Below are 19,990 nucleotides of genomic sequence, written 5' to 3'. Positions count from 1 at the left end.
ATATTTCTCATGCGTGCCCGGTTATGGCTAGTTGCAGCACTGATAGCGCCAGCGCTCCATGCGTCGGAGCTTGTCTATCGCCCCGTCAACCCCAGCTTTGGGGGTAACCCTCTCAACAGCAGTCATCTGCTTGGCACCGCCAATGCGCAGAATGATTACAAGGATCCCGCCAGTGGCAGTGGTAGCAGCGGCACCTCGGCGCTGGATCGCCTGACCTCCAACCTGCAATCCCGCCTGATCAGCCAGCTGTTGGCCGATATCGGCAAGGATGGCAGCCAGAGCGGCAGTCTGGTGACCGATGATTTTGCCATCAATGTGGTGGATGAAGATGGCACCCTGGTGGTTTCGATCACCGACCGGGTGACCAACCAGACCACCATGATCGAAGTGAATGGCCTGATTGCTGATTGAGGGCGCGATGAAACGACAACTGTTATTGATAGTGCCCCTGCTTGCGCTGGCTGGCTGTGCGACCCATATCGGCTCGCCCGTTGCCGATGAGAAGGCAACCCTGATGCCGCGATCCGTCTCTTACAAGGAGCTGATCAGTCTGCCCAAGCCAAAAGGGAAAATTGTCGCGGCCGTCTACGATTTTCGCGATCAGACCGGTCAGTACCTGCCCGCACCGGCATCCAACTTCTCCACGGCGGTCACCCAGGGCGGGGTAGCCATGCTGAGCACGGCTTTGTGGGATTCCCAATGGTTTGTGCCTCTGGAGCGGGAGGGGCTGCAGAACCTGCTGACCGAACGCAAGATTGTGCGGGCGGCCCAGAACAAGCCCAACGTTCCCGGCAACAATGCCAATCAACTGCCCTCGCTGGTCGCCGCCAACATCCTGATCGAGGGGGGGATCGTCGCCTATGACAGCAATGTACGAACCGGTGGGGCGGGAGCCAAGTATTTTGGCATTGGCGCCAGCGGGGAGTACCGGGTCGATCAGGTGACGGTCAATCTGCGTGCCGTCGATATCCGTTCAGGCCGGATCCTGAACAGTGTCACCACCTCCAAGACAGTATTGTCGCAACAGGTGCAGGCCGGGGTATTCCGCTTCGTCGAGTACAAGCGCCTGCTGGAGGCCGAGGCCGGTTTCAGCACCAACGAACCGGTACAGATGTGTGTCATGTCGGCTATCGAGTCCGGAGTGATCCGGCTGATAGCCAATGGTGTACGGGACAATCTGTGGCAACTGGCCGACCAGAGGGATATCGACAATCCGATCCTGCAGGAGTACCTGCAAGACAACGCCCCGCTGCTTTGAGTTTTCCCTCTCTCGCAATGCCCTCCCTAGTGGAGGGCATTTTTTTGGCCTCTATCGAATACGACTTAAGACTTTCTGCTCAGCGACAGGGCGGTGTTTTTCATCCTCGAATCAGCGGAGTGCCTGATAGGCCGCCTCTTGTCTGACAGGGATACTGTGGGCGTTTTCCAACAAGGCGATGGCGCGATGAAACATCTGTTGAGTGCTCTCTTTTTTCTGCTGATATCGGGCGCCCCGCAACTCGCCGCAGAGCCTGCCGTCTTTGATGAGCTGGCGATGGCAAGCGAGCTGGATTCCGGTCTGCAGAACGACGGGAATCAGGCGCTGTTGTGGCAACTCGGTAGCGAGCAGCAACTGCACCTCACCCAGCAAGGGGAGCTGAATCAGGCGCGCCTGCTGCAACAGGGTTGGGCCAATGAGTTGGCGCTCTCCCAGGTAGGAGATGAGAACTGGGTCAATGGTGCGCAACTGGGTGAGGGCAATAGCGCCGAACTCTATCAGGCGGGCATCAATAACCGGATTTGGCTGCTGCAACAAGGCAGCGGCAATGAAGCCTGGATCAGTCAGCAAGGGGCAGACAATCAGGCCCGGGCGATCCAGCTGGGTGATGGCAATCAGGCCAGCATCGAGCAGAACGGAATCGGATTAACGGCCACCGTCATCCAGATGGGGGCCAATCAGCAAGTAAATGTCGTTCAAACCAACTGAGCCTAGGCTCAACCATTAGCACGAGAGGGAAATCATGTTTAAACGTACCATCATTGCCTCGGCAGTTCTTCTGGCGACCAGCACCGCTTGGGCGGCATCTACTGGCAACCAGGCTACGGTGAACCAGGCCCAGAGCGGCAATATCGCCACCATTAACCAGGTGGTGGGAAGCGTCGATAACAAGGCTAACATCGATCAAGCTGGTAACAACAACACAGCTGTTACCACTCAAAAGAATACCGGCCAGTCAGATGCCGATACTCGGCAGGTAGGTGACAGTAACGAGGGTTACATCTTGCAACAAGGTGACACTAACCTCTCCAAAGCCTCCATCGATACAAAGGGGAACGACAACTTTGCTGATGTGATTCAGCAATTTGAGAATGGCGGTGCGGTTGCCGGGGTTGTGCAGGATGGGGATCGCAACGACGCCAAGATCAAGCAAGATAATGGTGACTTAGCTGACTCCAGGATCACTCAAATCTCGGATGGTAATCGGGCTGTCATTAATAACCAGATATCCGATTTCGCTCGGGCGAGTGTACAGCAGCTAGAAGGGGGGGCTCACCAGGCTGACGTGACCCAGACAGCGGCTGATGGAGCCAACGCCGAAGTGGTACAACGTGGAGAGAGCAATATCACCAAGGTGCTGCAGGCAACCGGTAACTATGACTATGCACCGGCGGAAGGAACATCTGCAGTGGTGACTCAGAGTGGTTCTTTGAACAATGCAGACGTCACTCAATACGATAGTGCCAACGTAGCGACTGTTGAGCAAAGTGGAACCCGTGGTGAAGTGGTGACTCTGCAGCAAGGGTCTGATGCCGGGAATGGCAACGGCCTGTTGGCCAAACAGTCTGGAACCGGGGAGTTTGCTGACCTGACACAGGATGGTAATCGCAACCGGATTGAGACCGACCAGCAAGGTACTGGCAATGATGCCTTGGTCAACCAGACAGGTGATGACAACAAGGCCGTGGTCAACCAGTTAGCCAGCAGTACCGATGGTGCGGTCACCATTGATCAGGTAGGTAATGACAACTATGCCAATGCAGTGCAACAAGCAGGCAGCGGCAATACCATCGATATCGACCAGAACGGAACTGGCAACCAGGTTGCCTCTGCTCGTGATGGTGAAGGCAAAGGCGCCTGGACCTGGGGCTCGGACAACGAGCTGGTCGTTGCTCAGAAAGGCACTGACAACTGGGCCTATGCCGATGCGTCTCACTCTGAGTCTGTGGTCAAAGTGACCCAGGATGGTGAGTTGAACAATGCCAAGGTTGAGTCCTACTTGGGTAGCGAGAACAAGCTCACAGTGACCCAGAACGGCGCTGAGCACGAGGCCAATGTCTACGTCAATGCTGGGGTTGGTGGGGGGCGCAACACCGTTGATGTGGTGCAAAACGAAAGCTTTAATACTGCCAATGTGACCGTATTGGGCAGCGATAACCATGCCTATGTCTATCAAGGGGCTGGTAGCAACTGATGGTCATCTCCGGATTCAGGGGCCTGCGGGCCCCTCTTTTATTGGTGCTGCTCTGTGGGTTGATGCTGGTTCATCGCGTCGCTTCCCCAGCAAGCGCCAGGGGAAACGAGATGGAGCCCGATCCGTCGATCCGCTTGTCCCTCAATATGGCGCAGAACGAGCAGGGGCTGTCACTTGCGCCAACGCTGCTCAGCAAGCGCGACTTGATGGTGAGTGTCAGGTTGCTGGTGCGCAGCGAAGGGGCGGCCGGGAGCACGACTCAGCGCCAGAGCCGTAATCTGTCGCTGCAGGCAGGAGTGGTCATGGCGGTTGGCAAAATAGGGCTGGGTTTGCGTTGTCCCTATCGGGTCGAGGTCACCGCTCTGATATGGCAAAACGAGCGGCTGCTGGTGGAGAAAAAAGAGCAGATGGCGTGCGCCGGATGATGCGCATTTCATCTCATGACTGTCTATTCATCCAGTAGTCTCTATGCCATACTGACTCGCTCAGGTTTCTGTATCGAGCGTGCAACAAGATGGAAAAGATCGTGGTCCGGGGTGCTCGCACCCACAACCTCAAGAACATCAATCTGACCCTGCCCCGCGACAAGCTGATCGTGGTCACCGGCCTCTCCGGCTCGGGCAAATCCTCTCTGGCGTTCGATACCCTCTATGCCGAGGGGCAGCGCCGCTATGTGGAGTCCCTCTCCGCCTATGCTCGCCAGTTCCTCTCCCTGATGGAGAAGCCGGACGTCGACCATATCGAGGGGCTTTCGCCCGCCATTTCCATCGAGCAGAAGTCCACTTCCCATAACCCGCGCTCGACCGTCGGCACCATCACCGAGATCTACGACTACCTGCGTCTGCTGTTCGCCCGGGTTGGTGAGCCGCGCTGCCCGACTCACGCCATTCCGCTCGCCGCCCAGACCATCAGCCAGATGGTGGATCAGGTGCTGGCCCAACCGGAGGGGAGCAAGCTGATGCTGCTGGCTCCGGTGGTGCGCGATCGCAAGGGGGAGCACACCAAGCTGCTGGAGAATCTGGCGGCCCAGGGCTACATCCGTGCCCGTATCGACGGCGAGGTGTGCGACCTCTCCGATCCTCCGACTCTGGAGCTGCACAAGAAGCACACCATCGAGGTGGTGGTGGATCGCTTCAAGGTGCGCGAGGACCTTGCCTTGCGTCTGGCCGAGTCGTTCGAGACGGCGCTGACCCTCTCCGGTGGTATCGTGTTGGTAGTGCCGATGGACGGGGAGGAGGGCGTCACCCCCATGACCTTCTCCGCCAACTTCGCCTGCCCGGAGTGCGGCTACTCCATGTCGGAGCTGGAACCGCGCATCTTCTCTTTCAACAACCCGGCCGGAGCCTGCCCGACTTGTGACGGTCTCGGGGTGCAGCAATATTTCGATCCGGCCAAGGTGATCGGCGATCCGGCCATCAGCCTGGCTAACGGCGCCATCCGTGGCTGGGACAAGCGCAGCTTCTACTACTTCCAGATGCTGAAATCCCTCTCCGAGCACTACAAGTTCGATCTGGAGACGCCGTGGGAGGATCTGCCGGTCAAGACCCAGGAGGTGATCCTGCGCGGCTCCGGTCGCACCGAGATCGAGTTCCGCTACATGAACGACCGCGGCGACGTGGTGGTGCGCAAGCACCCGTTCGAGGGGATCCTGCACAACATGGAGCGGCGCTACCGGGAAACCGAGTCCAACTCGGTACGCGAAGAGCTCTCCAAGTACATAGCCAACAAATCCTGTACCAGCTGCGGTGGTAGCCGACTGCGGGAGGAGGCGCGCCACGTCTTCGTCGATAACCGCAACCTGCCGGCCATCGCCGAGCAGTCCATTGGCGATGCACTGGCCTTCTTCGAAGGGTTGAACCTCACCGGCCAGCGCGCCCAGATTGCCGAGAAGATCTTGAAAGAGATCGTCGAGCGGCTTGGCTTCCTGGTGAATGTGGGTCTCAACTACCTGAGCCTGTCGCGCAGCGCCGAGACCCTCTCCGGTGGTGAAGCGCAGCGCATTCGACTGGCGAGCCAGATTGGTGCCGGTTTGGTGGGGGTGATGTACGTGCTGGATGAGCCTTCCATCGGTCTGCATCAGCGCGACAACGAGCGGTTGCTCAAGACCCTCACCCATCTGCGCGATCTGGGCAATACCGTGATCGTGGTGGAGCACGACGAGGATGCCATTCGCCTCGCCGACCATGTGCTGGATATCGGCCCGGGGGCGGGTGTGCATGGCGGCGAAATTGTTGCGCAGGGCACCCCCCAGCAGATCATCGACAATCCGGAGTCGCTGACCGGTGACTACCTCTCCGGCCGCAAGCAGATCGCCATTCCGGCCGAGCGCACGCCGCTTACCGGCAAGTGGCTGAAACTCAAGGGGGCGAGCGGCAACAACCTGCGCAACGTTAACCTGGATCTGCCGATCGGAGTGATGACCTGTGTTACCGGCGTCTCCGGCTCCGGCAAGTCGACCCTGATTAACGATACCCTGTTCCGCATTGCTCACCGCGAGTTGAACAAGGCCACCGAATCCACCCCGGCACCCTATCGCAGTGTCGAGGGGCTGGAACATCTGGACAAGGTGGTGGATATCGACCAGAGCCCCATCGGTCGTACCCCACGCTCCAACCCGGCCACCTACACCGGCCTGTTTACCCCGATCCGCGAGCTGCTCTCCGGCACCCAGGAGGCGCGTTCACGCGGCTACCAGCCGGGCCGTTTCTCTTTCAACGTGAAGGGGGGCCGCTGCGAGGCGTGCCAGGGGGATGGCGTCATCAAGGTGGAGATGCACTTCCTGCCGGACGTCTACGTGCCGTGCGATGTCTGCAAGGGCAAGCGATATAACCGCGAGACCCTGGAGGTGAAATACAAGGGCAAGAACATCCACGAAATCCTCGAGATGACGGTGGAAGATGCCCGCGAGTTCTTCGATCCGGTGCCGGCGGTGGCGCGCAAGCTGCAGACCCTGATGGACGTGGGCCTCTCCTATATCCGCCTCGGCCAGTCGGCCACAACCTTGTCTGGCGGTGAGGCACAGCGGGTCAAGCTGGCGCGGGAGCTCTCCAAGCGGGATACCGGTCAGACTCTCTACATTCTGGACGAGCCGACCACCGGGCTGCACTTCCACGATATCCAGCAGCTACTCAAGGTGCTGCACCAGCTGCGGGATCGTGGCAACACCATCGTCATCATCGAGCACAATCTGGATGTCATCAAAACTGCCGACTGGATCGTCGATCTGGGGCCGGAGGGGGGCGCCGGTGGTGGCCGCATTCTGGTGACGGGGACGCCGGAAGAGATTTGCACCAATAAAGAGTCTCATACAGCTCGTTTTTTGAGGCCACTTTTGGCGCGATAAGCCGTTATAATCGAGGGGCCTTTGGCCCCTTTTTGTTATAAAAATCGGGAGCATAGGGGGAAGCTCGTCAAGTGTGGGCAGGCTTGGCATCTCAGCATCATGGTAATGGATATATCGGGTTATGGCTCAGGCTCCGCGCACGATTGATCATCAGTTGGCTTACTCCATGTTCCCCATCTGGCTGGGGGCGATCCTGCTATTGCTGGTCCTGCTGGCGTGGGCCCAAATCCCGGCTGCCAGCCGGATTGAAGAGCAGCGAATGAAGGAGCATCTGCTGCGCGTGACCAAGGCGGTGCAGGCGGATGTGGCCGCTCTGGATGCATTCAGTCGGGATTGGGGCATCTGGGATGACAGTCACCGTTTTATGGACAACAAAAGCAGGGCGTACATCGAATCCAACCTGTTCAGTGATATGCCGATGCGGGATTTTAGTCTCAACCTGATGAGCTTCATGGATCTCACCGGCTACGAAATCTGGACGCGCACCCTGCTACCCGATGCGCCGGGGATCAACCCTGATCAGTTTCCCTACTTCCTTGATGAGCTGAAAAAGCAGTTAAGGGCGCGCTCGGTGGCGCAAGGGGGCATCAATCTGCACGGGATCCGTGCTTCCCAGTGGGGGCCGCTGATGTACTCGTGGCAGCCGATCAGAAACAGTGACGAGTCGGCACCGTTCAACGGTTTCTTGCTGGTTGTACGTTGGCTCGACAAGGCCTATCTCGAGCAGGTATCGGAGCGTACCGCGCTGCCTCTGGCGATCTCCCACGCCAATCTGGATGTCACCGCTACCTTCAAAAAACTGAAACCGCAAATAACGTATCGCCTGATCGACCTTGGGCTCACCCGGCTTAGGGGAGAGGTGCGACTGCTCAACAGCGATAACCAGCCGGTGCTGACTCTGGTGATTGAGGAGGAGAGAAAGATCTTGAGTGGCGTCATGGAGGGGGCGCTCTGGACCTTTATTGGTATGCTTTTTATCAGTTTTATCTGCGTCATGATCGCCATGTACCGGCTCAACAGCATTGTGCTTACCCCGTTGCAGCAGCTGGTGTCGGCGCTGCAACGCTTTGGCGATCGGCCAGATGCCACCTTGATCCCCTATATCGACAGCAGCGCCGAGATGGCGACCTTGAGCGGCAAGTTCAAGGAGATGGCCAGCAAGGTCAGTCAGCAACACGATGATTTGTTGGAAAAATCCAGCCAGATGGAGATGGCGGCATTCACCGACCCCTTGACCCGTTGTTTCAATCGTCGCTATCTGGATAGCTGGTTGCAAGACAATTGGGCCCGCCCTTGTCAGCTGTTGCTGCTCGATCTCGATCATTTCAAACGGATCAACGACCGATTTGGTCATGATATGGGTGATCTGGTGTTGCAGCAGCTGGCAGAACTGCTGCACAAGCTGGTGGTGAGTGACGCCGAGCCCGTTATCCGGTTGGGAGGGGAGGAGTTTTTACTCCTGTTGCAGGTGGATAATGAGCAAGAGTTGGTACAGCGTGCCGATTATCTGAGGCTTCGTGTTGTTCAGCACCGTTTCGGTTCGGAGGAGAGGCCGCTATGGTTAACGGTTTCATCGGGATATTGTCGGTATCCTCTGCATCCGGCGTGCCCCGATACCTTCTGGAGCCACAGTTTCAAGCTGGCCGACCTGGCGCTCTATCAGGCAAAACTGAGGGGCCGTAATCGATGCTGTGGCTATTCGGGCACTCTGTCTGTTCGGGAGGTGATGGAACAGACCCCGGAGCAACTTGTCGAAGGGAATAGTCTTGCGTTGCAACATACTGTCAGCCCGGATTAGCCCTGCCGGACCAATACCAGATAGGCTAGGGCGACAATAAAACCGAGCAGGATAAAGAGAAAGGATCCGATCCCCCAAACGGCCGCGAGAAAGGCCCCCACCTTTTGCCATTTCGACGCATTTTTCATAAATAAACCATTACTTCCCAGTAACTTGCATGGCGCAAAAAATACGCTGGTTTGCCCATATTAACAACAATTAATAGCCACTCTGCCGAGCGATAAGGTGTGGTTTGCTTGCTTGTTTTGGCGCTAAATGGGGTTAATTACAACCTGTCGCAACAGGTATTCCGGCTTGTTGTCTGGGGGCTCAAGGAGATTGGGATGGCGCGCAAAGATGTCACACCAATCGATTTATTTCCGCGCAACCTTTGCTTCAAGTCAATAACTTTGCATTTACAAGGGCATATAGTCAGCGGGCTTACAGCATCAAATGAAAACAAAAAAAGGGATTACGTGATGAAAAAATTACTTCCTCTGATGATTGCCGCTGCAGTGGCCTCTCCTTTCGCCATGGCCCATCAGGCTGGCGACATTCTGGTTCGTGGTGGTTTGGCATTTGTATCGCCGCAGGAAAGCAGCACGCCTGTAGAGCTGGAAATTAATGACAACATGCAATTGGGATTGACTCTCTCTTACATGATTACTGATAACTGGGGTGTCGAATTGCTGGCTGCAACCCCCTTCTCTCATTCAGTCAAACTGGGTGGCGCTGAAGTTGCCAAGATCAAGCATTTGCCGCCGACTCTGATGGGTCAGTACTATTTTGGCGATGCTCAAAGCAAGGTTCGCCCGTATGTCGGTATTGGCGTGAACTACACCACCTTCTTTGATGAAGAGGGTCGTGGTGCACTGTCAGGAACCGATGTCAAAGTCGATGACTCCTGGGGTGTTGCCGGACAAGTTGGTATCGATATGGCGATCACTGACCGCTGGTTTGTCAACGGTTCAGCCTGGATCATGGATATCGATACCGATGTGCATACTGCGATTGGCACCATTAATACCAAGGTCGACCCGATGGCCTTTATGGTGGGTGTTGGCTACCGCTTCTAATGATTCTGACTGCGGTTCTGAACGGATCGCGGAAGATAGCAAAGTACGTCTCTTTCAGCCCGGCTTGTGCCGGGCTTTTTTCGTATGGCTGATTTTGTCTGGACTGTGATCCAACCCGATACAAATCAATTAAATACCTGCCGCTTTATTTCAGTTATTCGCCACCCCTGCCGATAGTGACTATGTTCACTTTACCTTCCCCCAATGAGTGAGGATGTCTCCATGGGCTTATCTATTGTGCAGCGGATCATCGCCGGATTCGTGTTGATGCTGCTGTTGCTGATCCTGCTTGGTGTGATCAGTACCTTTAAAATCAAGGGTATAAATGACGGCCTCTCTGCCGTATCTGACCGCGCAACCCCGCTGGTGGTGGCTGTCGCAGGTCTCAAGGGGGCACTGCAGGATAGTAACCGCTGGGTGTTGGTCTACCGCACCAGTGAAGATGCTGCCCAGTTGCCGCAGCTGGCCAATCAGTTCAAGGAGCAACAGAACCGCTTCGCCCAGCTGAGTCAGGAGATGGGTAAATTTACCGATGTAGCGGATGCTCGTGCCCGCTTCCAGCAGGTCGAGAGTGCTACCACCCAATTTTATGGCTTGGCGGATCAGGTGTTGGCCCAGCATCGGCAGTGGGTCAGTGCGCTGGAGCAGCGCCACAAGCTGGAGATGGAATTTATCCGTCTTGAGGATACCTACCAGTGGGCGGCGGATCTGCTGCTGCAACAGGCCGCCAGCAAGCGCTCCATGCGCAACAAGGCGGAGCTTATTACCTCGGGTATCGCCCGCGATCTGAAGAATATCCGCCGTGCCGATGCCAAAACCGACCTGAATGAGCTGGAAAAGGTGTTGAGCAAGGACATCGAAATGGCCCGCAAGCGGTTGGAGCGGGTAGTGGTGCCCGATGATGTAAAAGCGCGCTTTGTCTCCAATCTGGATCGGATGCAGGAGTTGGCGCTCGGCGCTCAGGGCTTGCTGGCGACCATGCGTCAGGCTCAGCAACTGGAGCTGTCGCTGGCCACGCAAAATCAGCAGCTGGATGCCAGTCTGGTCAACAGCCTCAATTTGCTCGATGAGATGGGCAAGTCCGCCGGTGCCATCGCTAGCGATAGTCGGATCAACGCCGATGCCGCGGTCAGCAGTGCCAGCTTCTGGATCCTGGTGGTTGCCGCGATGTCGGCCGCTGCCGCACTGGTGATAGGCTATACCACGGCGCGCAGCATTCAGCGCCCGTTGCAGATGATCAACAAGGAGCTCGATTGCATGGCGGCCGGCGACATGACCCGCCGCATCAACTACCGCAGCAGTTGCGAATTTGGCAGCCTCTCTCGCTCCATCGATACGCTGGCGGGCAAGACCGGCGAGCTGCTCTCTCAAATCAATGCGGGCTCCCGTCATCTGGTGGATGAAGCGAGCCGCGCCGCCGAGATCAGCGAACGGGCCATGTCCCGGGTACAGGAGCAGAAGAGCCAGACCGATCAGGTGGCCGCCGCCATTACCGAGCTGGAAGTGAGCGCCACCGAGGTGGCCCGCTCTACCGATGGCACCAAGCGGGAAGTGGATCTGGCCGATGAAGAGGCGCGCAATGGTCGCCAGAAAGTGGCCACCACTCGCCGGATCACCGAGCAGCTGGCTGGCGCCATGGAGGAGGCGGTCGGCATCACCTACAAGCTGGGCGAATTCAGCAACAACATCGGCAGCATTCTCGATGTGATCCGCAGTATTGCCGAGCAGACCAACCTGCTGGCCTTGAACGCCGCCATCGAAGCTGCCCGTGCTGGCGATGCCGGCCGCGGTTTCGCGGTGGTAGCCGATGAGGTGCGGGCGCTGGCCAATCGCACCCAGACTTCGACCGAAGAGATCCAGGGGATGATTGAGAATCTGCAGAACTCCAGCAAGCATGTGGTTGAAGTGATGGGGCGTAGCCAGGAGCAGACCCAGAGCTGTGTTGAGCAGACTCGCGAGATGGATGTGGCGCTGCAATCCATTGCTGATCGGATGGGTGCCATCAAATCGATGGCTGATCAGGTGGCCCATGCCGCTCAGGAGCAGATCTCCGTCAGTCAGGGGGTCGCTCGTCATATCGCCGGTATTGCCGATGTGGCATATGAGACCGAGCGGGAGGCGCGCGAATCGGCCAGCAGCAGTGAAGTACTGGCCGACCTGGTCGCCAAACAGCAGCAATTGATCGCACATTTCAAGGTCTAGGAGGGCTTATGTCTAAAAAGTGGATTGGAGCCCTGAGTCTCCTGTTGTGTGGCCAGCTGATGGCCAGCGAGCTGGTGATTGAAAGCTGGCGAACCGATGACAAGGCGTTGTGGGAGCAGAAAATTATCCCGGCCTTTGAAGCGGCGCATCCCGGTATCAAGGTGAGTTTTCATCCGGTACAGAACGTTAACTACATGCCCACCCTGTGGGAGAGCCTGAAAGGCGGTAAGGCGGGGGATCTTATTACCTGTCGTCCGTTTGATGACTCGCTCGCCCTGTTCAAGGCGGGCCATCTGGCCGAGCTGACCGAAATGGCAGGAATGGAGAACTTCCCGAGTTTTGCCCAGTCACCTTGGCAGACGGACTCCGGTGCCCAGACCTTCTGTGTGCCGATGGCCTCGGTGATCCATGGCTTCTTCTATAACAAGAAGATCCTCAGTGAATTGGGGATCACCTTGCCTCAAACCCGCGACCAGTTCTTCGCCGTGCTGGACAAGATCAAGGCCGACGGGCGTTATGTGCCGCTGGCCATGAGTGGTTCCGAGAGCTGGGTTGCCTCCGAACTGGGGTTCCAGAACATTGGCCCCAATTACTGGAAAGGGGAAGATGGTCGTCTGGCACTGATCGGCGGGCAGGAGCGGTTGGACAACCCGCAATATGTGAAGGTGTTCGACGAGCTGGCCCGCTGGCGTTCCTACCTCGGTGACGGTGGCGAGAGCCGCGATTATGCGACCAGTAACGAGCTCTTCACCTCGGGCAAGGCCGCCTTCTACGTGGCGGGCTCCTGGGAGATTGCCCCCTTCACCGGCAAGGTCGATTTTGGTGTCATGCGTCCGCCGGTGGCCAAACAGGGTGATGGCTGTTTCTTTACCGATCACACCGATATCGGTATGGGAATAAACCCGGCCAGCAAGAACAAAGAGGGTGCAATGGCCTTCCTGCAGTGGCTGACGACGCCGCAATTTGCCGAGCTCTATACCAACTCGCTGCCGGGATTCTTCTCCCTCTCCAACCACTTCTTCGATGTCACCAATTCGGCGGCCAAAGAGATGATGGAGTGGCGCGATCAGTGTGACTCGACCATTCGGGTGGCGACCCAGATCCTCTCCCGTGGTACGCCCAAGTTGGGGGATGAACTGGCCGAGGTGAGTCAGGCGGTGCTGCTTGGCAAGATGGATCCCAAGGCTGCCGCAGATCGACTGGAAAGTGGCTTGAAGGGCTGGTATGCCCCTCATCAGGGCAACAAGGCCAAGAGCGCGGATTGTCAGTGTGATGCGGTTGCCCCTGCTCCAGTTTCAGCGCCGACGACTGAGGTGTCCGCAGCTCCCGCGACCAGTGAAACATCGGCCGTGGTGTCACCTGCTGTGACTCCCGCAGAACCCGCATCATCGGCCGCTGCCCCATTACCGGCGCCGTCGGATGAGGTAGAGCAGGCGCTCTCCAACGAGCTGGAGGCGCCACAGCAGCCACAGCAATAGGTCATCTGCATCAATAAGAGCGGGAGGCATCAGCCTCCCGTTTTTTATGGCTCGTGGCCAGCATGTATCGCTTTATTGTGCTTCGTGGGGCCAGCGGCAGAGGCTGCCGATGCGGGCTACCGGGGCAAACCCCAGAGAGCGGTAAATGCGCTGGGCATGGTAGTGCTCGTCGGCCACTATGATTAGCTGTTTGGCGCGGGACAATCCTGCGCGAGCCACTTGACTCAGCAGCTGACGGCATAACCCCTGGTTGCGCCACGCATGGTGCGTGCGTACCAACTGGAAGCGCCCAAGTGTGCCGCAGAAGAAGAGGCCACAGCTGGCGACCAGTTGCCCCTCTTGCCAGATCCCCCACCAGTTCCCGAGACCATCGGCAATCATTGCCTGATAGAGCGCCTGGCGGGATCGCAGATAGGGGAGATAGCTCTGTTCCGAGTGTCCCTCATCCCGCTCATGGAGTTCGAAGTCGAGCCACTCAGGCCAATCAGCAGTGGTGAAGGTGCGTGCCTCAACCTTGTTTATGTCGCCGTGAGGGGGCGGGCAACTCTGTTCATCCAGCGCCAGCACCACGCACTCCATATATTGGTAACCCGTTGCGACAAAACCGGCGATCCGGCTGTTTTGCCCGGCCGCCAGTGGCCACTGGAAGGTGCGATGGCGTACTCGATGATCCTGGCCGATCAGCTGATCAAAGGCGGCTTCCAGCCAGCCTTTGTCACGGTCGCTGGGCGGGGTGGGGAGCAGCAGGTAGTTGCCGAAGTAATAGTCGGGAGCATCCGGCGTGCGAACCGCCCAGAACTGATCGTGCTGAACAACCTCGCCCTGATAGCGATCGAACAGCAAGTCGGTGGCAAAGCCGGGGTGGGTATCCATGATGGTGCTCCTGCAAAGACTCATTCTGTTATCGGCAGGAGTGGGAAATAGATGAAAAGGGGCCGGAGAAACCTCCGGCCAAACAATCACACGCAGATTCAGAACGTCCAGGACGATCTGCCCTCATCATAACTCGACTGGGGCAATTTTGGGATGGGCACTTTTCGGTTACGTACCGTTAATTTTGTAAATATGAAGTTCGTCAGATCGGATGTGAGGTAAATCCCTGTTGACTTTGTGTCGTTTTGCTCATAAATATAAAGACGTTTAGACGTCCAAACATCCGTTTTGACGTAGGCAGATGGATTGCAGGACAGGGAGAAGAGCAGATGGGATTTCACAGTGCACGTCAGGTTGAGGCGCTCAACCAGAGCTTGGCAGATTTGAATGGCGATATATCGGTCAGTTTCGAGTTTTTTCCGCCCAACAGTGAAGGGATGGAGAATACCCTCTGGCAGTCCATCGAACGGCTGAAAGTGCTGGAACCCAAGTTCGTCTCCGTCACCTATGGTGCCAACTCCGGCACCCGTGATCGCACCCACAAGGTGATCAAGGACATAAAGGAGCGGACCGGCCTGATTGCCGCGCCGCACCTGACCTGTATCGATGCCAGTCGCGACGAGCTGCGCACCATCGCCCGCGACTACTGGAACAGCGGTATTCGTCACATCGTGGCTCTGCGCGGTGATTTGCCGCAGGGGTTGGAGAAGCCGGATATGTATGCCACCGATCTGGTTGCCCTGCTCAAGTCAGAGGCTGACTTCGATATCTCGGTTGCCGCCTATCCGGAAGGGCACCCGGAGGCCAAGAGTGCGCAATCCGACCTGCTTAACCTCAAGCGCAAGATCGATGCCGGTGCCAACCGCGCCATCACCCAGTTCTTCTTCGATGTGGAAACGTACTTGCGCTTCCGGGATCGCTGCGCCGCCATCGGCATCGATGCTGAAATCGTGCCGGGGATCCTGCCGGTCTCCAACTATCAGACCCTGGCCAAGTTTGCCGGTTTTACCAACGTGAAGATCCCGCGCTGGATGCATCAGCGTTTCGAGGGGTTGGATAACGATCAGATGACTCGCAATCTGGTGGGGGCTAGCATCGCCATCGATCAGGTGCGCGTGCTGAGTCAGGAAGGGGTGAAGGATTTCCACTTCTATACCCTGAACCGCTCCGAGCTGACTTATGCCATCTGCCATACTCTGGGGGTTCGTCCCAAGGGTTGACCGGTGGTCACCGCGATAAAAGCAAAAAGCCAATGAGTTGCTCATTGGCTTTTTCGTTATGGCCGATTATCAAGGTCTGGTCGGGGCGATCTCTTTTGGCTCAAGATCGATAACCGCATTACCGGCAGCCCCCGGATACTGGCGATAGACCTGATCCTGCTCCAGTGTGTAGAAGGTATCCAGATAGTCGTCGTTGTTGGTCATCCAGGAGTCGGGCAGCGCCTTGACGATGCGACCGCCGAGATCGAGGAAGGGCAGGGCTTCCGGCACGCCACCCGCAGTAAAGCCGAGTTTGAGAGCTTCAATCAGCAGGGCGCTCAGCTCCTTGTAGTTGACGTTGTCATCCTGCTCCATCATCACCACATCGACGGCACCCCAGCGATAGCGATCCCAGTAAACCAGGATCTGGTTGGGGGTGTAGTCTGTGTTGTCATAGTCGAGGTAGGGCATGTCGACAATATCGACTACTGGCTCATCCCGACTGGGATTGACCCCTGCGACCACCGCATACACTTCGGCCGCGCCGAGCAGCCAGGGCTCCTGATCATCCTTCAGTCTGATCTTTTTCAGGATACTGGTCTTGAGTGGCGCCGTGCTGGCCGCCACTCGCGGAGCGCTTTGCAGATCCGCATCGGCCAGCGCCTTGCGCATCACCTTCAAGCCTGCGTTCTTGGCTTTGACGGGATCGGCTTCGACTACCAGAACCGGCCGGGCCGGTGCCTTGTCCACATCCAGATAGACGGGATTGCCAGCGCTGTCGAACGCTTCAATGGCGCTCCAGCTCTTCTCATCTCCACTTGGAACATAGGCGACCAGCGGTTCGACGCCCTGTTGCAGTGCAGCGGCCTGATCGGTGTTGGCCAGCCGCAACTGCATCAGTTGCTTGACCTCGCCATCCAGTCCTTGCCGGCTGATGGCCGCCTGGTTGGCATCGGTCGCCTGCCGCTTAAGGCGCGGGCTGGCCTTCTGCAGCAGATTGGGAAGCGGGCTCTGATATTGCTGATTGCTCAGCAGGGGCAGCAGGTTTTTCTGCTGAAGTGCGAGCTGGCGAGCCAGCTCTCGATCCGTATCGGCAGCCTGGACGCTCGTAGCACCCAGTATGGCCAGTAGTAACAAGACAGCCTGATTTTTCATTTTTATACTCCGTTGCATGGAACCTGACAGGGCAACACGTCCGGGAAGATTGGTGCCCTAGCGCCACTAGAAGGAAATTAGTTTCACTTGTGAATCATTTTATGTGGATAGTGTGCAGAGGTTCACGGTTTGAGGTTCAATTGATTCCTTTGTCGATATGATTGGAACTGATAGATAGCCAGACCAATCAGCAGACCCCAGCAGGCTGCCGCGATGCCGAGCAGGCTGATCCCGGACGCGGTAATGATAAAGGTAAGCAGCGCAGCTTCTCGGGCTTCATCCTGTTGCAAGGCAGAGTGCAGACTGCTGCCGATGGTGCCTAGCAGGGCCAATCCGGCGACGCAGGTGACAAGGGCTGCCGGAAAGGCGCTAAACAGGGCCGCGACGGTCGCGCCGAAGCAGCCGGTCACAAGATAAAAGCAACCCGCCCAAACCGCAGCAGGCCAGCGGCGTTTGGTATCCGGGTCGACCTCTTTGCCCATGCAGATGGCTGCAGTGATGGCGGCCAGATTGAAGGCATAGCCGCCAAAAGGGGCGAGCAGCAGGCCAGTCAGGCCAGTCCAGCTGATCAGCGAGGAGGTGGAAGGCTGATAGCCGTGGGCCCGCAAGATGGCAATTCCCGGCATGTTTTGCGATGTCATGGTGACAATGAACAGCGGCAGCGCGATACCAAACAGGGCATCAAGGGAGAAGACTGGCCATGTCCAGACCGGGCTGGCGAGTTGCCAGTGAAGGGTGCCCAGTTGCAATCCCCCCCGCACGCTGCAGGTCAGCATCCCCACTCCCAGTACTAGCACCATGGTATAGCGGGGCCAGAGATGACGACCCAGCAGGAAGGCCAGCAGCAGGGTGCCAAGCAGCAAGGGATCTTGCGGGGCGACCTTGAATAGATCCAATCCGAATCTGAGCAGCACGCCAGCGAGCATGGCGGCGGCCAGTGGAGCCGGAATATGTTTCATCAAACGGTCGAACCAGCCGCTGATGCCACACAGAGTGATCAGCAGGGACGAGATCACAAAGGCGCCGATGGCTTCCGCCAGAGTGAAGTTGCCCAGCGTGGTGATCAGCAGTGCCGCGCCCGGTGTGGACCAGGCGGTTAGTATGGGTATGCGGTAATAGAGAGAGAGGCCGATGCAGCTCACCCCCATGCCGATCCCCAGCGTCCAGAGCCAGGAGGCAACTTGGGCAGTATCAGCACCCGCTGCCGTGGCGGCCTGGATGATCAGGATGACGGAGCTGGTGTAGCCGACCATCACGGCGATAAAGCCGGCGACCAGATGGGGGAGTGCGAAGGGCATGACTCTTCCTCTTGGCGTTGTGACGCGCTGTGCGTTATTACGTACAATACAGCTTTGACTATATCGCTGTGCGCTATAGCGCACAAGGTGCATCGTGCAAGAGTAATAAAGAGGCAGTTATGCAAGAGATGAGTCAGCACCTGGCTGCTCGACTGAAGGGGCTGCGCAGCGAGCGCGGCTGGAGCCTGGATGCCGCCGCGCGCGAAACGGGGGTCAGCAAGGCGATGCTGGGGCAGATTGAGCGGGGAGAGTCCAGCCCAACGGTGGCGACGCTGTGGAAGATAGCCACCGGGTTTCGAGTCTCCTTTTCCAGTTTCATTGAGCCCATACCCGCTGCGCAGGCAGAGGTGCTCTATCGCACCGCCGATGCCATTCGCCAGCAACCAGCGGGAGAGGGCATGCAAGTGGCACCGCTCTTCCCTTATGAAAACCGGTTTGGTTTCGAGTTGCTTGAGCTAACCCTGTTGCCGGGTTACCAGCGTGAATCCGAGCCCCATGAGCCGGGAGTGACCGAGCATGTCATCGTCATCAGCGGCATGATGGAGGTGCTGGTGGAAGGGGAGTGGCGCTCATTTGAGCAAGGGGAGGCGGTGCGTTTTGCTGCGGACCGTCCCCACGGTTATCGCAATCTCGGCATAGCTCCGGCTATTTTCCACAATTTGATCCACTATCCGGTGGCAACACCCTGAACACGTTCCGCAGTCATTAACCCGGACGACCATCTGCTCTGGGGCGGATCAGTATCGGGGTATAGACCCAGACAAACAGACCATAGGCAGCGATCCAGGCAAGCGCGCTGAGGTTCCAGCCATGCAGGGTATAAGCAGGCCAGAACAGGGGAATCGCCACCCGCATTGTGGCGGCAGCGATAACCAGGGCGAATGCGCCAGTGATCCTGCGTCCTACCTGCAAGGCTCGACCGCTATGGCCGAGGGAGACTCGCGCAATCATGCCCAGGATCATGGTGCCCATACAGCCTGCGCTGAGCAGGTGACTGGCCATCGACAACGTGATGGGCAGACCCGCGCTATGTGCCGCAAGGGAGAGCAGGCCAAGAGGGATAAACAGATAGGCGAGATGGAGTGACCACAGCAGGGGATGCGCAAGGGTCGATGGCAGATGCCAACGTAGTTGCCGCCACAGATGCAAACTCGCCGCCACTATATAGAGAGGCACGATATATATGCTGGTGACCCATTGGGTGGGGAGCAGCAGCCAGCAGAGCAAGATAAGCCACAGTGTCGCGAGCGCCGCCCGTTCCAGCCAGAGCTGAGGTGCGGCTTTCTCCTGACCGGTTGCCTGGGCGGTGAAGAACGGAATCACCCTTCCACCCATCACGGCGATCAGGGTGGTAAACAACAGCACAGTCGTGATCAGCAGATGCTCAACGGTGGTCCACTCTTTATGCCATAACCAGCTGGCGCCATTGAGCAGGGTCAGTATCAGCAACAGGGGCACGAAGAACAGGTTGCGCCATTGCCGGGTTATCAAGATCGGTTTGGTAAGGAACCAGGCGCAAAGCGGCAACCAGAGCAGGTCTGCCACCATCAGGAGCGTATTCTCCTCACCCAGCCAGGGTAACAACGCCCTTGGCAACATCCACAACCCCACAACCAGCGCCAATGGCCAGCTCCGAACACTAGGATGGGCCGTCCAGTTCTGCACCGCAGTGAGCAGAAAACCCGCGACGATGGCAGCCCCGAAACCAAACAGCATCTCATGACCATGCCACCAGATCGGGTTGGCAATCCCTGGCAAGGTTAGCCAACCGTTGAGCTGCCCCAGCCAGAGCAACATGGCGACGGCAGCAAACAGAGCCCCAAACAAGAAGAAGGGTCGGAACCCCAAGCGGAACAGCGGGACGATTTGCTTTTCCTTATGGCTATCGAGGATTTGATGCATGAGGGCCCTCCAATTAAACATTTGAGATGACCAATTATAAAATTGGCTTTTCAAATGTTCAATTTAAATCCGGCAATAGTCAGAATTGATGCCATTTTGAGCAAAAAAGAGGTGATTGCTTGATATCTGAGCGAACGAACTTTTTTGCTGAAAAATCCCTTGTCATCCCGGCGCGGCTCCCTATAATGCGCCCCTACCAGCACGGCGGAACACGCCAACCTGATGAGCCAGCTTC

17 protein-coding genes are annotated in these 19,990 nt (G+C 57.5%); 12 read left to right on the top strand and 5 right to left on the bottom strand.

The features are described 5' to 3' along the window. Positions 1-9: 9 nt before the first annotated feature. The 10 genes from G5179_RS18940 to G5179_RS18895 all read left to right on the top strand — a co-directional run bounded on the left by G5179_RS18940 (position 10) and on the right by G5179_RS18895 (position 13,328). Positions 10-411, top strand: coding sequence for a curli assembly protein CsgF (locus G5179_RS18940; protein ID WP_042063493.1), 402 nt, complete (start codon positions 10-12; stop codon positions 409-411). 7 nt (positions 412-418) lie between these two features. After that, the gene (locus tag G5179_RS18935; protein ID WP_005355003.1) at positions 419-1,258 is read left to right on the top strand and encodes a CsgG/HfaB family protein; all 840 of its coding nucleotides are present in this window, start codon (positions 419-421) and stop codon (positions 1,256-1,258) included. Positions 1,259-1,444: 186 nt separating this feature from the next. Beyond that, a complete protein-coding gene (locus tag G5179_RS18930; protein ID WP_201952781.1) occupies positions 1,445-1,966 on the top strand; it encodes a curlin in 522 nt (173 codons plus the stop codon). Between the two features lie 34 nt (positions 1,967-2,000). Continuing rightward, positions 2,001-3,452 (top strand): curlin, encoded by a 1,452-nt coding sequence (locus tag G5179_RS18925; RefSeq protein WP_216952160.1) that lies wholly within the window; start codon positions 2,001-2,003, stop codon positions 3,450-3,452. A gap of 110 nt (positions 3,453-3,562) precedes the next feature. Continuing rightward, on the top strand, positions 3,563-3,877 hold the full coding sequence (csgH, locus tag G5179_RS18920) for a curli-like amyloid fiber formation chaperone CsgH (protein ID WP_407959568.1): 315 nt from the start codon (positions 3,563-3,565) through the stop codon (positions 3,875-3,877). A gap of 89 nt (positions 3,878-3,966) precedes the next feature. Next, positions 3,967-6,795 carry an excinuclease ABC subunit UvrA gene (gene uvrA, locus G5179_RS18915; protein ID WP_421209394.1) on the top strand — a complete coding sequence of 943 codons (2,829 nt, stop codon included), beginning with the start codon at positions 3,967-3,969 and terminating at the stop codon, positions 6,793-6,795. Positions 6,796-6,916: 121 nt separating this feature from the next. Beyond that, complete coding sequence (locus G5179_RS18910; protein WP_421258908.1) at positions 6,917-8,593, top strand: sensor domain-containing diguanylate cyclase; 1,677 nt, start codon at positions 6,917-6,919, stop codon at positions 8,591-8,593. A gap of 458 nt (positions 8,594-9,051) precedes the next feature. Beyond that, positions 9,052-9,648, top strand: coding sequence for an OmpW family outer membrane protein (locus G5179_RS18905; protein ID WP_227342973.1), 597 nt, complete (start codon positions 9,052-9,054; stop codon positions 9,646-9,648). 222 nt (positions 9,649-9,870) lie between these two features. Beyond that, a complete protein-coding gene (locus G5179_RS18900; protein WP_421258907.1) occupies positions 9,871-11,850 on the top strand; it encodes a HAMP domain-containing methyl-accepting chemotaxis protein in 1,980 nt (659 codons plus the stop codon). 8 nt (positions 11,851-11,858) lie between these two features. Next, positions 11,859-13,328 carry an ABC transporter substrate-binding protein gene (locus G5179_RS18895; RefSeq protein ID WP_421258906.1) on the top strand — a complete coding sequence of 490 codons (1,470 nt, stop codon included), beginning with the start codon at positions 11,859-11,861 and terminating at the stop codon, positions 13,326-13,328. Positions 13,329-13,400: 72 nt separating this feature from the next. On the opposite strand, the gene G5179_RS18890 is transcribed toward G5179_RS18895, so the two are convergent. Beyond that, positions 13,401-14,201, bottom strand: a complete 801-nt coding sequence (locus G5179_RS18890; RefSeq protein WP_421258905.1) for a GNAT family N-acetyltransferase — start codon at positions 14,199-14,201, stop codon at positions 13,401-13,403. A 329-nt stretch (positions 14,202-14,530) separates the two neighbouring features. On the opposite strand from G5179_RS18890, the gene metF reads away from it, so the two are divergent. Beyond that, positions 14,531-15,421, top strand: coding sequence for a methylenetetrahydrofolate reductase (metF, locus tag G5179_RS18885; protein ID WP_005340191.1), 891 nt, complete (start codon positions 14,531-14,533; stop codon positions 15,419-15,421). A gap of 69 nt (positions 15,422-15,490) precedes the next feature. Here metF and G5179_RS18880 read toward each other — a convergent pair whose 3' ends face one another. Next, positions 15,491-16,555: a DUF3103 family protein gene (locus G5179_RS18880; protein ID WP_108541792.1), complete on the bottom strand. Its 1,065-nt coding sequence runs from the start codon at positions 16,553-16,555 to the stop codon at positions 15,491-15,493. Between the two features lie 122 nt (positions 16,556-16,677). Continuing rightward, positions 16,678-17,853, bottom strand: coding sequence for a benzoate/H(+) symporter BenE family transporter (locus G5179_RS18875; RefSeq protein WP_106843550.1), 1,176 nt, complete (start codon positions 17,851-17,853; stop codon positions 16,678-16,680). Between the two features lie 119 nt (positions 17,854-17,972). Here G5179_RS18875 and G5179_RS18870 point away from each other — a divergent pair, with 119 nt between their 5' ends. After that, positions 17,973-18,542: a helix-turn-helix domain-containing protein gene (locus G5179_RS18870; RefSeq protein ID WP_106843551.1), complete on the top strand. Its 570-nt coding sequence runs from the start codon at positions 17,973-17,975 to the stop codon at positions 18,540-18,542. 16 nt (positions 18,543-18,558) lie between these two features. On the opposite strand, the gene G5179_RS18865 is transcribed toward G5179_RS18870, so the two are convergent. Beyond that, positions 18,559-19,755: an NnrS family protein gene (locus G5179_RS18865; protein ID WP_421258904.1), complete on the bottom strand. Its 1,197-nt coding sequence runs from the start codon at positions 19,753-19,755 to the stop codon at positions 18,559-18,561. Positions 19,756-19,805: 50 nt separating this feature from the next. Then, positions 19,806-19,990, bottom strand: a 185-nt coding sequence (locus G5179_RS18860; protein WP_421258903.1) for a hypothetical protein, incomplete at its 5' end; no start/stop codon positions are given.

This window comes from Aeromonas sp. 600886 (assembly GCF_049174935.1).
In the GTDB taxonomy this organism is placed as follows: Bacteria; Pseudomonadota; Gammaproteobacteria; order Enterobacterales; family Aeromonadaceae; genus Aeromonas; species Aeromonas veronii_A.
This window is presented reverse-complemented; position numbering and strand designations above follow the sequence as displayed.